Source organism: Brachyspira sp. (genome assembly GCF_029258575.1).
Classification (GTDB): Bacteria; Spirochaetota; Brachyspiria; order Brachyspirales; family Brachyspiraceae; genus Brachyspira.
The window spans coordinates 46,981-62,286 of sequence record NZ_JARHYI010000154.1 but is presented as its reverse complement, the minus strand read 5'-3'; the positions used below and the strand labels follow the sequence as shown (position 1 = coordinate 62,286).

General features: G+C 26.3%; 11 protein-coding genes and 1 pseudogene. 7 read left to right on the top strand and 5 right to left on the bottom strand.

Annotated features, from left to right (window positions below; translation table 11 throughout):
- Positions 1 to 121 precede the first annotated feature (121 nt).
- Positions 122 to 510, top strand: a pseudogene (locus Q1J76_RS12620) (ankyrin repeat domain-containing protein); the annotation flags it as partial.
- 400 nt (positions 511 to 910) lie between these two features.
- Positions 911 to 1,672, top strand: a complete 762-nt coding sequence (locus Q1J76_RS12315; protein WP_300370939.1) for an ankyrin repeat domain-containing protein — start codon at positions 911 to 913, stop codon at positions 1,670 to 1,672.
- A 402-nt stretch (positions 1,673 to 2,074) separates the two neighbouring features.
- On the opposite strand, the gene Q1J76_RS12310 is transcribed toward Q1J76_RS12315, so the two are convergent.
- Positions 2,075 to 2,983: an SPL family radical SAM protein gene (locus tag Q1J76_RS12310; RefSeq protein WP_300370934.1), complete on the bottom strand. Its 909-nt coding sequence runs from the start codon at positions 2,981 to 2,983 to the stop codon at positions 2,075 to 2,077.
- 168 nt (positions 2,984 to 3,151) lie between these two features.
- Here Q1J76_RS12310 and Q1J76_RS12305 point away from each other — a divergent pair, with 168 nt between their 5' ends.
- From Q1J76_RS12305 to Q1J76_RS12290, 4 genes are all read left to right on the top strand, one after another.
- A complete protein-coding gene (locus Q1J76_RS12305; RefSeq protein WP_300370931.1) occupies positions 3,152 to 4,141 on the top strand; it encodes a glycosyltransferase family 8 protein in 990 nt (329 codons plus the stop codon).
- 77 nt (positions 4,142 to 4,218) lie between these two features.
- Complete coding sequence (locus Q1J76_RS12300; protein WP_300370930.1) at positions 4,219 to 5,481, top strand: RtcB family protein; 1,263 nt, start codon at positions 4,219 to 4,221, stop codon at positions 5,479 to 5,481.
- Between the two features lie 246 nt (positions 5,482 to 5,727).
- Positions 5,728 to 7,887, top strand: a complete 2,160-nt coding sequence (locus tag Q1J76_RS12295; protein WP_300370927.1) for a PTS sugar transporter subunit IIABC — start codon at positions 5,728 to 5,730, stop codon at positions 7,885 to 7,887.
- 183 nt (positions 7,888 to 8,070) lie between these two features.
- Positions 8,071 to 9,861: a methyl-accepting chemotaxis protein gene (locus tag Q1J76_RS12290; RefSeq protein WP_300370922.1), complete on the top strand. Its 1,791-nt coding sequence runs from the start codon at positions 8,071 to 8,073 to the stop codon at positions 9,859 to 9,861.
- 100 nt (positions 9,862 to 9,961) lie between these two features.
- Here the strand turns inward: Q1J76_RS12290 and Q1J76_RS12285 are convergent, their stop codons facing one another.
- On the bottom strand, positions 9,962 to 10,111 hold the full coding sequence (locus tag Q1J76_RS12285) for a GNAT family protein (protein WP_300370919.1): 150 nt from the start codon (positions 10,109 to 10,111) through the stop codon (positions 9,962 to 9,964).
- Positions 10,112 to 10,894: 783 nt separating this feature from the next.
- Here Q1J76_RS12285 and Q1J76_RS12580 point away from each other — a divergent pair.
- Positions 10,895 to 11,002 (top strand): DMT family protein, encoded by a 108-nt coding sequence (locus tag Q1J76_RS12580; RefSeq protein ID WP_367182155.1) that lies wholly within the window; start codon positions 10,895 to 10,897, stop codon positions 11,000 to 11,002.
- A 356-nt stretch (positions 11,003 to 11,358) separates the two neighbouring features.
- On the opposite strand, the gene Q1J76_RS12280 is transcribed toward Q1J76_RS12580, so the two are convergent.
- The 3 genes from Q1J76_RS12280 to rbr form a co-directional block, all read right to left on the bottom strand.
- Positions 11,359 to 12,816, bottom strand: a complete 1,458-nt coding sequence (locus Q1J76_RS12280; protein WP_300370917.1) for a peptidylprolyl isomerase — start codon at positions 12,814 to 12,816, stop codon at positions 11,359 to 11,361.
- 175 nt (positions 12,817 to 12,991) lie between these two features.
- Positions 12,992 to 14,113 carry an IMP dehydrogenase gene (gene guaB, locus Q1J76_RS12275; RefSeq protein ID WP_300370914.1) on the bottom strand — a complete coding sequence of 374 codons (1,122 nt, stop codon included), beginning with the start codon at positions 14,111 to 14,113 and terminating at the stop codon, positions 12,992 to 12,994.
- Between the two features lie 646 nt (positions 14,114 to 14,759).
- Positions 14,760 to 15,296: a rubrerythrin gene (gene rbr / locus Q1J76_RS12270; RefSeq protein WP_300370911.1), complete on the bottom strand. Its 537-nt coding sequence runs from the start codon at positions 15,294 to 15,296 to the stop codon at positions 14,760 to 14,762.
- Positions 15,297 to 15,306 lie beyond the last annotated feature (10 nt).

Sequence of the window (15,306 nt, the reverse complement as noted above, 5' to 3'; positions counted from 1 at the left end):
TTAAAAAATAAATACCGTTTCATATCATTTTATGAATGGTATTTTTTTTATTTTAAATTCTTTAATTATTCTTATATATAAAAATCATTTGTTGTATATAGTATAATATTTTAGATTATTAATTTATTTTACTATAATTATTGCTTTATTAATTTTAGGTAGTGAAAAAGAAGAGTATAGTATAAATAATAATTCTTTGTATGTAAGTAATTCAGACAATATATATCATAAAACTTATAGTAATGTTGTAAATATTTAGGGTAAATATGTTAATGATAATAATTTACTTTCTATAAATAAGAGGAAGGACAATACGGTAAATATTATGATATATTTTAAACTATAGAAAATCATAGTTTAAAAAGAGTTATGGAATTAGAAAATGCTGTACCTTTGATTTGCTGTATTTTATATAGATTTTGGTATAATGAAATATTTGCTTGATAGTGGGCTGATCCTTATATTAAAGATACTGATGAGTGGAATTCTTTTTTATGGGCTTGCGATACTGTTAAAGATGCTGTAATAGAAAAGCTAAAAGAGCCAGGTTCTGAAAAATAAAAATTGTCTATATTCTATAAATGTGTTAATGTATGTTTAAGATAAATATACTGAAAAATCAATCGTATATTAATGCTATTACTAGAGCCTAAAAGCGAGATTTTTTAATTATTTAATGAATCAATTTTTATTAGCAACGGATTAAAAAATTGTGAGCGTCTAGTAAATTTATTTGCTATCGCTGAATTAGCGAGCAATTTTTATTAGCAACAGATTAAAAAATTGTGAGCGTCTAGTAAATTTATTTGCTAGACTCAATTGGCGAGCAATTTTTATTAGCAATAATAGAAAATAATTTGTTTTTATTGTATAATAATTCAAAATTATTAATTAATATACGGTGGTGTTTATGAAAAGGATAAAAGTATTAAAAAACATATTATTGATTTCTTTATTATTATCAATTATTTTAATTATATCATGCGGTAAAAAAGAAGAGTCTAATGTAAGTATTAATAGTAAAACTTCTTATGTAAGTGTTCCTGAAAATATATATCATAAAACATATACTAATGTTGTAAAAATTCAGGGTAAATTTGTTAATATGGATACTTCTCTTTCTTATGCAGGAAGAGAGGAAGGAGAATACAGCGAGGAGTATGATATATTTGAAGCTATACAGAATCATAGTTTAAAAAGAGTTATGGAATTGATAGAAGAAGGTGAGGATATCAATCAAACTTACGGTGAAAATTCTTTATACAGCGAGTTTATGGACGACAACTATTCAGCAGGAGGTGCTACACCTTTAATGTTTGCTACATTTTATAGAGATTTGGGTATAATGAAATATTTGCTTGATAATGGGGCAGATCTTTATATTTTAGATCATGATGGCTGGAATGTATTTTTATGGGCTTGCGGTACTGGTAATGTTGATGTATTAAGAATGCTTATACAGGGCGATCCTGATTTAGTAAATTCTACAAATACGACTGGTGCAAACGGACTTCATATGGCGGCTTTGAATGACAATGTAGAAGTATTTGAATATTTGGTTAAAGATTTGGGTATAGATGTAAACAGCACTGATGAAGACGGCGATGGTGTTTTATATTATGCCAATGAAGATGCAGCATTAGAAAAGTTAAGAGAATTAGGTGCTGAATAATAAAAATTTTGAGCGTTTTATAAATACTCAATATATTTTAAGATTATTAAATTAAAAAATCGAGAGTCAGAGTCTTGAAGCAATATTTTTTTAATTATTAATAAAGTAATTTTTATTATCAACATATAAAAATCTTTATGCATTATGTAAGCAATAAGTTTAAATAAAGCTAGGGTGGGCAGCAGAAATAACAGTGTAGAGTTAAAAAGAGAAATAATACAAAAATTGTAAATTAAAGTTATAAACCTAGAGGGTGGGGAGTGAGAATAAAATTTAAAACTTAATTTACATACCCCGCCCTTTATTCTTTATCACTTTATTACAAAATTTAAATTTAATTATCTTTATAGCGTACTTAAAAATTTAGGCACCCGCCCAAGCTTTTATTAGGTTTTGAATTTTTTAAAATAGTGTAGGAGCTTCTTCTAGAGTTTTATTATTGTATCTATTATAAACGCTGTCTTCAGTATTGAGTTCTTCTTTGGTTTTATATGTGATATTATACTTTTTTTCTAAGGCTTTTATTTTATTATATAGCTTTTCTCTGTACTCATCTTTAAGAATGCCATTAGAACCGTAAATATATAGATATTTTTTATAATGCTCTGGAAATACCTGCCTTACAAAATTGAGATATATTTTTCTGCATTCGCCTCTTAATTTCAAAGCATCAGCTGCACAGTAATCTATTCTATATTCTTTTGATTTTTTGAAAATATCTTCAATAGAGTCTTCAGTTATGAAAGGCATTACAGGCATAGTATGAACTGCAACTATTGCTTTTGTCTTTTTAAACTCTTTTAGCATATTTAATCTTTTTTCAGGGCTTATTACATTAGGCTCTATTAAAGCTGATAACTTTTCATCTAATGTTGTTATAGTAGATGCTATTCTCACAGGCACTATATTTGAAAGCTCATCTATCAAATCAAAATCTCTCAATATTAAGTCGCTTTTTGTTGATATGCACATAGGAGTTTTATATCTTATAAGAAGTTTCAAAACATCTCTCATAAGTTTATAATCTTTTTCTGCTTCCTGATAATTATCTGTAACGCTTCCAAGATTAATTATATCTCTATTCCAATTCCTTGATGATAATTCTTTTTCCAATATTTCGGCAATATTTTTTTTTACGAATATCTCTCCAAAAAAATCTTTAGAGTTAATATATTTATGAGAATAAACAGCAAAACAGTAATAACATTTATGAAGACAGCCTCTGTATATATTTAAATCATAGCAGAATCCGTATTCATTATCTACTTTATTGAGAGCAGATTTGCAATTAATTTCTCTGTATTTAATCATTTGTTTTTCTCTTTTTATTTAACTTATTTAACTCTGTATCAAAATATTGTATTTATATATAATACTGTATGTTAATATTTTGTCAACTTTTATTTGTTTTTATTAATTAAATAATATATAATTTTTTAATTAAATTAGAAGATTCTTAACTTTATATAGAGTATCCAAATGAATGAAACAATGAATATATGCTTGATATCAGATAATAATTTTGTAAACTATTTGTCTGCTCTAATAGTTTCAGTATTAAAGAATTCTAATGATGAAGATAAATTTCATTTTCATATCATTGAAGTAGATATCACAAATGAAAATAAATTAAAAATAATGCAATTAAAAGAAATAAAAAATTGTGAAATAAGTTTTTATAAATCAACTAATATAGAAAAATATAAAAATATAAGTGATACAATAAAATCTAAACATACTTGGCATTATAGTGTATTTTTTAAATTGGATATACCATTTTTATTCAAAGATTTAGATAAAATTCTATTAATTGATGCTGACTCTATAATATTAGATAATTTATATAATGTGTATAATTTTGATATATCAAATTTATATTGTATTCCACAAATATTTGTAGCTAAATTGCCAGAAGATTTAAAAAAATGGTTAAATAGCATCGGCATAAAAGATCCAAATAATGAATATTTAACTAGCGGTGTGCTATTATTTAACTTAAAAAAGATAAGAGAAGAAATAGGTTTAGAAAATATAGAAAAACTAATTGATGAATGCGTCAATAAATATTCAGATATTATATATACAGAAGAACATATATTGTATTTTTTGTTTAAAGAAAAAATACAATTTATGGATTTTGGTGTTGATACTTATGTAAAAAATGCTGATAAAAATAGAAAAATAAAAATTGTTACATTTTATTTTGCTGGGGCTAATAACAAGCCTCTAAATAATAATTATGCTTGCAGAATAAATTTATATTATAATAAATTTTGGGAATATTTTACACTCACTCCATTTTTTTTAGACAATACATTTGAATATATGAATATATTTGCTATGAATAAATATAAAGGTATATTCTATAAATTAATAGATAAAATTGTTTGGTATATTCCTATTAAAAAATTGAGGAATAAAACAAGAGATAAAATGATTAATAAAGTTAATTCTATATTAAATTCTTAATGATAAAAGTTTATTTTTAATTTTTTACAAATTTTATCATTATAGTATTTATATTGCATAATATGAGGAGGTTCTTTATGATAGAATTGAAAGGCAAATACAATAAAGACTGTAAAATTTTTACTGATAATGTTGATGAAGAATCCTACAGTTTAATATATAGTATTTTAAATGAAAAAGTAAGCGAAGATGTAAAGGTAAGAATAATGCCTGATACTCATATAGGAAAGGGTATAGTTATAGGTTTTACTATGCCTTTAACTGATAGAGTGAATCCTTTTCATATAGGCGTTGATATAGGTTGCGGAATGATTTCTTCCAAATTAAATAATGATATAAAAAAAATTTCATTAGAAAAAATAGATAAAACTATAAAGCAGAATATTCCTATGGGACATAAAACTCATAAGAAAAATTTTAATAATCTTTTTAATTTTAAAGAATTAAATGAACTTATAAGACATTTTGTAATAAAATACAATAAAAAATATAATACTAAATTCGGGACTTTTAATATTGATAAAAATTATATAGAAAATCTATGTGCCAGAATAGAAATGGATATGGAAAAATTCAATAATTCAATAGGTACTCTCGGAGGTGGAAATCATTTTATAGAGATAGGGGAGTCTTTAAATAAAAGTTATTTTCTTACAATACATTCTGGTTCAAGAAATTTCGGAAAAATGATTTGCGAATATCATATAAGAAAAAATAAAAAAAGAATAGAAGAAGCAAAAGATTTTATTAATAGTGTTCATAATATAGAGGATAAAAATACAAAAGAATATAATGAGTACAGCGAAATAATAAAAAGCGGTGATTATATATATGGCAAAGCTATGTTTGATTACTGCATAGATATGGTAACAGCACAGTATTATGCAAAGGTAAATAGGGAAACTATGCTTCAAATTATAAAAGATGCTCTTGATATAAAAACAGATTATAGCTTTTCATCAGTACATAATTTTATAGATTTTGAAGATTTTATCATAAGAAAGGGAGCTATAAGAAGTTATAAGGGAGAAAAGATGATAATACCTTTTAATATGCGTGATGGTATACTTATATGCGATGGTAAAAGCAATGATGATTGGAATTATTCGGCACCACATGGAGCAGGCAGAGTTTTATCAAGAATGCAGGCGAGAAAGCAAATAAATATGAAAGATTTTGTTGATTCTATGAAAGGCATTTATTCTAGCAGTATTTCAAAAAATACATTAGATGAAGCACCGCAGGCTTATAAAAATTCAAAGAAAATAGAGAAACTTATAGAACCTACAGCGGAAATAATAGACAGATTAAAACCTATACTCAATATAAAATCATCTTAAAATATTGATTATACATTATAAGATTTTGTTACATAATATAATGTTATATATTTTATCATCAAAATTTGTGATTATTTGGTAAAAAATCATATTATTGATGATTAAAGATAAAATTAATATCAAAAAATGTATACAATTATAAAAAAAATTATTATACTTAATATAAGACTTTATAATTTATATATGTGATACAAGTATACATAATATTATAATATCAAAAAATTTTAACAATCTGGAGTCTTTATTATGAAGGATAAAATTTTCGGTGTATTACAAAGAATAGGAAGATCATTCATGCTTCCTATAGCTGTACTTCCCGTAGCAGGTCTGTTTCTTGGAGTGGGAAGTTCATTAACTAATACCACAATGCTTGAAACTTATAATTTAATGGGTATTTTAGGTCCTGGAACTATTGCCTATGATATATTATCGGTATTGAGTGAGGCTGGTAATATAATATTTGCCAATTTACCTATTATATTTGCTATGAGTGTAGCTATAGGTATGGCAAAGAAAGAAAAAGAGGTTGCTGCTTTATCAGGTGCTATAGCATTTTTTGTAATGCATGCTTCTATAGGTAAGATGATAACAGTTATGGGGGGAGCTGATAAACTTTTAGCTGGTTCTACTACTAATGTTGTTGGTATATTATCGCTTCAAATGGGTGTATTCGGTGGTATAATAGTTGGACTTGGAGTCGCTGCTTTGCATAACAGATATTATACTATAGAACTTCCTCAAGTATTATCATTTTTCGGCGGTACAAGATTTATTCCTATAATATCTTCAATAGTATTTTTAATAGTTGGTATATTGATGTATTATGTATGGCCTCCTGTACAGGTTATAATGAATAAATTGGGAGATTTAATAGCTGGTTCTGGTTATGTGGGTACATTATTTTATGGTATAATAGAAAGAGCATTGATACCTTTCGGACTTCATCATGTATTCTATACACCATTATGGCAGACTTCTTTGGGTGGTACTATGATGATAGATGGTACATTAGTAGAAGGTGCTCAGAATATATTCTTCGCTCAATTAGGCTCTCCTACAACAACTTCATTCAGTGTTGAAGCTACTAGATTTATGACTGGTAAATTCCCATTTATGATATTTGGGTTACCAGGTGCTGCTTTGGCTATGTATAGAACTTCTAGAATTGAAAAAAGACAGGTTGTAGGTGCTTTACTTTTCTCAGCAGCTTTAACAGCAATGCTTACTGGTATTACTGAACCTATAGAGTTTACATTTATATTTGTAGCTCCTATATTCTATGCTATTCACTGTTTACTTGCTGGTGTATCTTTTATGCTTATGCATATACTTAATGTTACAGTAGGTCAAACTTTCTCAGGTGGTTTAATAGATTTATTTTTATTTGGAATAATACAAGGAAATGCTAAAACTAATTGGGTATGGATTGTAATAGTAGGTGCTGCTTACTTCTTTATATATTATTTATTATTCTCTACTTTAATAAAGAAATTTGACTGGAAAACACCTGGAAGAGAACCTGATAGTGAAGAGCCTAAATTGTATAGAAGAGCTGATGTAGCTGCTGCTAAGGCTGCTGCAAGTGGTGAAGCTGTTGATACTAATCCTTTATTCCAATATGAAGAAGCTCCTTTAATCACTGCAGGACTTGGCGGTAAGAAAAATATAAGCGATGTTGACTGCTGTGCTACAAGACTTCGTATAACAGTATTTGATCCTAGTAAAGTTAATGATGCTTCATTAAAGGCTAGCGGTGCTGCAGGAATCATTAAGAAAGGAAACGGTATACAGGTAATATACGGTCCTAAAGTTACTGTAATAAAATCAAAATTAGAAGATTATTTACAGGATCCTATAAGTGATCAAGATATATCAGATAATGGAGATTTAGAAACTAAAAAGGAAACTTCAGATAATAAAAAAGAAGAGAAAAAAGAAGTTTCAAATAAAGTTGCTTATAAGGTATATGCTCCTATAAATGGTAAAATAGTAAAATTATCAAATGTACAAGATGAGGCTTTCTCAAGCGGTGCTATGGGTAAGGGTGTTGCTATTGAACCTACTGAAGGTAAAGTATATGCTCCTTTTGACGGTGTAATAGAAACTGCTTTCCCTACTAAACATGCTATAGGTTTAACTTCTGATAATGGTGTTGAATTATTGATACATGTAGGTATGGATACAGTTAAGTTAAATGGAGAACATTTTACTTCACATATAGAAGAAGGACAAAAAATTAAGAAGGGTGATTTATTATTAGAATTTAGTATTGAAGGTATTAAAAATGCAGGATATCCTGTTATAACACCTATTATAGTTACAAATTCTGATGATTATTCCAATATAGATGAAACTAATTCTAGTTCCATAAATGTTGGAGATGATTTACTCGATATAAAAAATTAAAAAATAACTAATTTATAATAATAAAAATGAGGCTTAATTAATTTTAAGTCTCATTTTTTATGATTTTTTTTAAATTTCATATTAACATAGTATTTTTTAGTAAAATTATGTATACAAAAAATATACTTGACAATAAAAATAAAAAATTATACTATTTATTGAGTTTTATTCGGAGAAATATATATGAATGATAAAAAGAAATATCTATTAATGCTAAAATTTTTAATTCCTTTTTCTATTTTTATAGCGATTATTGTTACAGGATTGATTTTATATTTTATACCTCGATATAAGAATGAATTTTCTTTGGATATAAGAGGAGGTATATATGAAAATAAAACTTTAGTTACAAGCTGGATTAGTTATTTTAATTCGCAAATAGATGTTTTAAGTTCTTATTGTATGTATGAAACAGATTATACTCAAATGCTTAATTCTTTTAAGGAACTTAAGAGAAAAAGAAATGATATCAAAAATATATATTTTGCTGATACTGTTCCATATAAAGACGGAGGTACATTAGTAGTAGTATTTGGAGATAAATTAGTAGATTTTGACCAGACTACAAGAGAATGGTATATTGAAGCTGTTAAAAATCCTTCTTTATCATATACAAGTTCTCCTTATGAAGATGCTCAGACAGGAGATATTGTTATAACTATATCCAGAGCTATTATGTCTAATGGTTTACTTAAAGGTGTAATAGGTATAGATATATCATTTACAGGAATATCTCAATTACTACTTTCTGATAATGAAAGTAAATTTTTTATAGCATTGAATGACGGAAGATTTATCACTCATAGTGATAATAATTTGTTATTTAATGAACAGAGAACTATTTATACAGAATTTAATGCTCCTCAGCTTGACAGTGTTAAATTAGGAAAAGATAAGTGGACAGCCGTTTATAAAATAGATGATACTCCTTGGCTTATTGTAGGAAATGGAAGCAGTAAAAGACTTAATTCTAGAATATTTACATTGTCTATTATAATGGTAATAGTAGCTTTAGGTTTCTTGTGTATTCAGTTCTTACTTGTAATGTTTAATGTTAATCCTTTATCTCAGACATTGGACAGGGCTATAGAGGTTATTAGAAATATGTCTGATAAGCATTTCAATGCCAATTTTGATGAAAAATTATTGAAAAAATCTGATCAAACAGGTGTTTTGGTTAATAGTATTAAAGATATGCAGAAATCTCTTGGAAGTTCTATTCATTTTATTCAAGAATCACTTCATTTTATTAATAATGAAATAGATACTGTATCAGAAGGCACTATGAATTTATCGTATAGAAGTACTACTCAGGCTTCATCTCTTGAGGAATTATCAAGTTTAATAGAATCATTATCAACATCTCTTGATGAAACTAATGTTCATTCTGATGATGCTAAAAATATGAGTACTAAAGTTGTAGATGCTACAAAAATAGGTGTTGAATCTTCTTCTGAAATTATAAATAGTATGAATGAAATATTAGAATCGAGTAAAAAGATAGCAGATATGACTAAACTTATACAATCAATTGCCTTTCAAACTAATATATTAGCTTTGAATGCTGCTGTAGAGGCGGCACGTGCTGGAGAGCAAGGTAAGGGATTTGCTGTTGTAGCTAGTGAAATACGTTCTCTTGCTCAAAATGTAGATGAAACTGCTAAAAATATAACTGATACTATTAATGATGCTTTAAGTAAAGTAGATATAGGAAATCAGGCTGTAGAAAAATCATCTAAGATACTTGGTGATATTGAGGCTTTGGCTCAAGATATGCTTACTAAATTGACTTCAATATCTGAACGTGCTGTTGTGGAGGCTGATAGTATTAATCAGATAAATATTTCTGTGATACAATTAAATTCTATAACAGGTGAAAATAGTACTTTGGCTGAATCTAATGCAAGTTCTACTAAAGAAGTGAGAAGTAAAATAGAGGATATGGTTACTCAGATTAATAGTTTCAAATTTTAATTGAATTTTATAAAAGAAATGGCTTTAATTAGTCATTTCTTTTTTATTGTTTTCAGCACAAAATATATAATGATATAATAAATATTATAGTAATATTTTATTATATTATTATAATTTTCATACCGTTTCTAATTGTAACTTTTTGCAATGCAGTATCATTATATCTTATTATAGAATAAACTCTTTTCTCTTTCAAAACATTAAAAGCATAATCTTTACAGACTATAGCAGTTTCTGTTACTAATCCCATATGCCAATAATTTTTATTAAATAAATATCCTATTTCAAGAAGTGCATCATTATCATTTATTTTTTTATCTATTTTTTACATATTTTTACATAGTAAGTTCAGCTTTTCCTATAAATTCATTATTTTCTTTAACTAATAAGCTCATAAAACAAAACCATAACTTTTATATCTTATTAATTGATTTTCAAAGCATTTTTTACCTCTTCATCACAAAAGCATGTTCATAAGCATATATTGTTTCTTTATCCTGAAGTATAAAACATAATCCTTTATAGTCATCTTTACTATCATTTTTTATTCTCTTAGAATAAGTATTTCACTTTCTAATATTTTTTCATATTAATAGAGCCAAATTAAATAATCATAGAAAAATCTAATAAAAACTATGTAGGGGAGTGTAATAATTAAAAAAAAAATTATTTTTTTCTTTTTTAGGTATTGACAAAGTACTGAAATATGTTAGAATATACTAACAAATGTTAGAGAACATTAATGATGTCAACAACTTTGTATCCCTAAATTGATACAATATATTTTATAACCTTCATTTAATTAAACTGTGAGCCCCTATTAAATAATAGGGGCTTATTATTTTAACAAAATAACATATATAAATTATTTTTTATAATTTGTAATATTTTAGAATTTCATTATGATATAAAAATATAGTATTAAAATATAATTTGAAAGGAATAATAACTATAGTACTTCTTGTATTCTCAAATGCATTTATTATAATGACTTGGTAGTGAGATAAAAAGTTTTCCTAAATTATCATTATCTATGATAATATTGATAAGCTGGAGTATTGCATTATTTGAATATTGTTTTCATGTTCCAGCAAATAGAATAGGTTTTCAAGGAAATGGAGTAGCTTTTTCTCTTATTTAGCTTAAAGTATTGCAGAAAGTGATTACATTAAGTATATTTAGCATTTTACTTTAGTATTTTTTAAGACTAAAACTTATTTTATATGATTTTTATGTTTTATATTGCATTATTTTTTATAATGGCAATGTTCTAAAAATTTGTAAATTCATTGCTATAAACTTTGCCAATATATGAATCGCATACTATTATCATGTCTGATACATTTAAATTTATAAAAATTTTAGTTATAGGCTTTAGAGAATGATATGATTGTCTTTATATTTTTATTATATCAGGTATTATTATAATAAATATAAAAATGGCAATTATATTTTTAATAATAGCTTTTATCTTTATATAATTGCCTTTTATATTAATTATCTTACTTCATGTTTTTTTACTCTAGCATTTGCAATATGCTGATTTTCCCATTCATTCTGTATCAAATTAATTCTTTTTTGTACAGTATTTCTATTTATATTTGCCCTATTTATAGAAGCTAATGTAACCATATTAGGTTTTTCTTCCGATACAAGTTTCATAACGGCAACACCATTATCCAATCTTATAACATCACTAATTTGATTTGTTTGAAGAGAGAAAGCATGCATATAAAAAGCTTCTGAAGCAGAATCTGGTATTATAGCACCCTCTACAGTATTTAATCTTCCTTGATTATAAGAAAATGCCTGAGCAGGTTTATAATATTTAATATATCCATTACCATTTAAAGTTTGTAAATTATTAATGCCTGATACTGCAGCTTTCAATACTTCAGCTTGTTTTGTTTTTTCAGCCTCTAAAAGTGTATTTATATTAACATTTAGATATTCTCTTTTTAATACTTCTTTATTAACATCTGTATATTTTTCAGGTATTCTGATATCATTAACTAATACAATATAGTAATAACCATTAGCATATATAGGTTTTAAAAGATTATTTCCTTTATTATCAGCAAAAATTTTATTAGCAAAATCTTCAGAAGGCATTTGCATTCTTGTAATATATCCTAATTTATAATTATTAGTATCAATACTCTTTTCCATAGCACTTTTTTCAAATAAAGTTATATCATCTTTTAGAGATTTATGTAAATTATCAGCTACACCGCCACTTTCTAATATTATCCAAGAAATATCAGCCTGAGCAAAATTAGTTTTATTATCATTAAAATATTTTTCCAAATCTGCATCAGATATATCAGTAGATTGAACTATTTCTGCAGCATTTATATAAACCATTTCAATATCTCTTCTTGTAAGATTCTTTTTGTATTCTCTTTGCACTTCTAAAGAATTTAATTTTACAGAAGCAAATAATTCTGAAGAAACAGTCTGTGCTAATATATTTTCTTTTAAATCTTTTTCTATTTTTACCTTTTCAGATTGAGAAGAGTTTTTAATGAACGATTCATAAGCCATTTGATTATAAACACCATTATTATCTATGAATTCACTTTTCATAGCTTCAACTATAAAATTATCGCTTACATCAATATTTTTTTTTGCTATATCATTCAATAAAATTGATGAAACTGCTATTCTAAATGCTAAATTATCTATATAGTCATACATCTCATTATTAATTTGTATTCCTAACTGTTGATAATTAGTTTCTATCTGTTTAAAAGCTTTTCCATAAGGACTGGTACTTGTATAGTATATAGGTTTTCCATTAACTGAACCAATTGTAGGAGTTTTCTGACTTCCTCTAGTATCTACTACTAAAAAATAAATTATCAAAAGTATTGAAACAGCGGATACTCCAAGCCATTGTAAAGTTTTTACTACTGTGCTTTTCTTTTTAGGTACAAATTTTTTATTAGATGACATTTGTATATCCTTAATTTTTAATTAAAAAATTGATTATAATCTAATAATTATATAAGAAGAGTTTAAAAAATTCAAGTTTTTATAAAATTAAATTTCTTAATTATTATGATAGATAAATTATATAAAAATAGCTGATAACAAAAATTAATATAGTTATCAGCTAGCTTTTTATAAATTAATAATTAGGTGCTTTTGAAGTTATTTTTACATCATGTACATGACTTTCAGCCAAACCTTGATTTGTTATTCTTATAAATTCAGCCTTCTCCTGAAGCATTTCTATATTTTCAGCACCTATATAGCCCATTCCAGCTCGTATCCCTCCAACTATTTGATATACAACATCAGAAACATGACCTTTATATTCTGTAACCCCTTCAATTCCTTCAGGTACAAATTTAGATTTATTTATAACCTCACTTTGGAAATATCTGTCCTTACTTCCATGTATCATAGCACCAACAGACCCCATTCCTCTATAAGGCTTATATTTTTTTCCATCTATTATAATTACCTCCCCCGGAGCTTCATAAGTAGATGAGAAAAGCCCCCCAGCCATAATAGCATCAGCACCTATAGCAAATGCCTTTACAATATCTCCAGAATACTTTATTCCTCCATCAGCTATAGCACCTACCTTATTTTTTTTAGCTATATCAGAAGCATCGTATATAGCAGTAAGCTGTGGCACCCCAACTCCTGCAATGATTCTAGTTGTACATATAGAACCAGCACCTATTCCTATTTTTATAGCATCCACTCCAGCATCAATCAATGCTTTAGCTCCATCAGCAGTTGCTATATTTCCAGCTATTACCTCAACTTGTTTGTATTTATCCTTAATTTCTTTTATAGCATTTAATACATTTTTGGAATGTCCATGAGCCGTATCTATAACTATTAAATCAACTTTTGCTTCTATAAGTTTTTCTATTCTCTCATATCTATCTTCAGATATTCCTATTGCTGCAGCAACTACTAAAGAACCATCGATTGACAGTGTAACATTTTCTTTATTTTCTATATCTTTAAAGTTTTTTACTATCTCAACTTCTTTGACTTGTTGTTCTAAAGGCATATTCTTATGTATTACTCCCAAACCACCACATAATGCCATAGCAATTGCCATTTTAGACTCTGTTACAGTATCCATTGGTGAACTTATTAATGGAATGTTTAATGTTATTTTTTTTGTGAGTTTTCTTCTTAAAGAAACATCTTTAGGAAGTATATCAGATTCTTTTGGTACTAATAATACATCATCAAATGTTAATGCTTCTCTTATTTTAATAGACATAATTATTTTCCTTTTTGTTTAGATATGAATTGAATAAAAAATATTTTAATTAGCCATTCTATAGTAAAAACTTCTTAATTGCAATTCTTTTTTGTATTAAATATCAATATTTTTGAAAAAAAACTATAAAAGGTGTTATATGTTCATTAAAATATAATAATGTAAGTATTTAATAATTTTTTATTTTTAAGTAAAATATATTTATAAATCAGAAAAACAATATTACGCTATAAAGAAGGTTGTGGATAAAATGACTGTTGCTATAAAAGATAATAATTTATTTGATGTATATAAAAATTATTTTAATTATGATCATTTTAATTTAAATTGTTTTGCAGGTATAAAAAGAAGTCAAATTTTTTCATCTTAATTGATGAGGCAGGGATGGATATGTAGTATTTTTAAATTATTATGATGCAATTTATAATTCATCACATGATTATATTGTTAGTTTTGATTTATTGATACTTTATTATTTATTAGAAAGAATTATTTTTATAGAGAAATGCGAATAGAGGCTATAATTTTTGAATATTTAGTTCTTTTATTGATTATACTAAAAAATTAATAGTTTAAAATAAGAAAGAAGAGGGAGATAATAATTTTCCCTCTTCTTTTTTTATTAAGAAATAATTGTTAAAAACGATTAATAATTTTCAACACGTACTTCAAAGAATTTCTTAGCATGTTTACAAACAGGGCAAAGTGCAGGAGCTTCTTCGCTTTCTACTATGAAACCGCAGTTTCTACATTTCCACTGAACTTTAGTAGCTTTTTTGAAAACGCTTCCGCTTTTTACAGCTTCTCTTAATTTAGCATAACGTTCTCTGTGATCTCTTTCAACATCACCGATTAATTTCATAGAACGAGCTATTTCTTCAAAACCCTCTTCAGTAGCTTCTTTAGCCATTCTTGGATACATATGTTCATACTCTTCATTTTCACCTTCCCAAGCAGATTGTAAGTTTTGAAGAGTATCACCTATACCATTAAGGTATTTGAAGTGTATTTTAGCATGTTCTCTTTCATTTTCAGCAGTTTCAAGGAAAATAGCAGCAATTTGCTCATAACCTTCATTTCTTGCTACGCTGGCAAAATAAGTGTACTTATTTCTAGCCATAGATTCTCCAGCAAAAGCTTCATGTAAATTTGCTTCAGTTTTTGTACCTTTTAAATCCTTCATTTTAATTCTC

Excerpts from the sequence above, each read along its gene's own strand:
- Q1J76_RS12315 (WP_300370939.1), top strand. The coding sequence starts at position 911 with ATGAAAAGGATAAAAGTATTAAAAAACATATTATTGATTTCTTTATTA.
- Q1J76_RS12310 (WP_300370934.1), bottom strand. The coding sequence starts at position 2,983 with ATGATTAAATACAGAGAAATTAATTGCAAATCTGCTCTCAATAAAGTA.
- Q1J76_RS12305 (WP_300370931.1), top strand. The coding sequence starts at position 3,152 with ATGAATGAAACAATGAATATATGCTTGATATCAGATAATAATTTTGTA.
- Q1J76_RS12300 (WP_300370930.1), top strand. The coding sequence starts at position 4,219 with ATGATAGAATTGAAAGGCAAATACAATAAAGACTGTAAAATTTTTACT.
- Q1J76_RS12295 (WP_300370927.1), top strand. The coding sequence starts at position 5,728 with ATGAAGGATAAAATTTTCGGTGTATTACAAAGAATAGGAAGATCATTC.
- Q1J76_RS12290 (WP_300370922.1), top strand. The coding sequence starts at position 8,071 with ATGAATGATAAAAAGAAATATCTATTAATGCTAAAATTTTTAATTCCT.
- Q1J76_RS12285 (WP_300370919.1), bottom strand. The coding sequence starts at position 10,111 with ATGGGATTAGTAACAGAAACTGCTATAGTCTGTAAAGATTATGCTTTT.
- Q1J76_RS12580 (WP_367182155.1), top strand. The coding sequence starts at position 10,895 with ATGATAATATTGATAAGCTGGAGTATTGCATTATTTGAATATTGTTTT.
- Q1J76_RS12280 (WP_300370917.1), bottom strand. The coding sequence starts at position 12,816 with ATGTCATCTAATAAAAAATTTGTACCTAAAAAGAAAAGCACAGTAGTA.
- guaB (WP_300370914.1), bottom strand. The coding sequence starts at position 14,113 with ATGTCTATTAAAATAAGAGAAGCATTAACATTTGATGATGTATTATTA.
- rbr (WP_300370911.1), bottom strand. The coding sequence starts at position 15,296 with ATGAAGGATTTAAAAGGTACAAAAACTGAAGCAAATTTACATGAAGCT.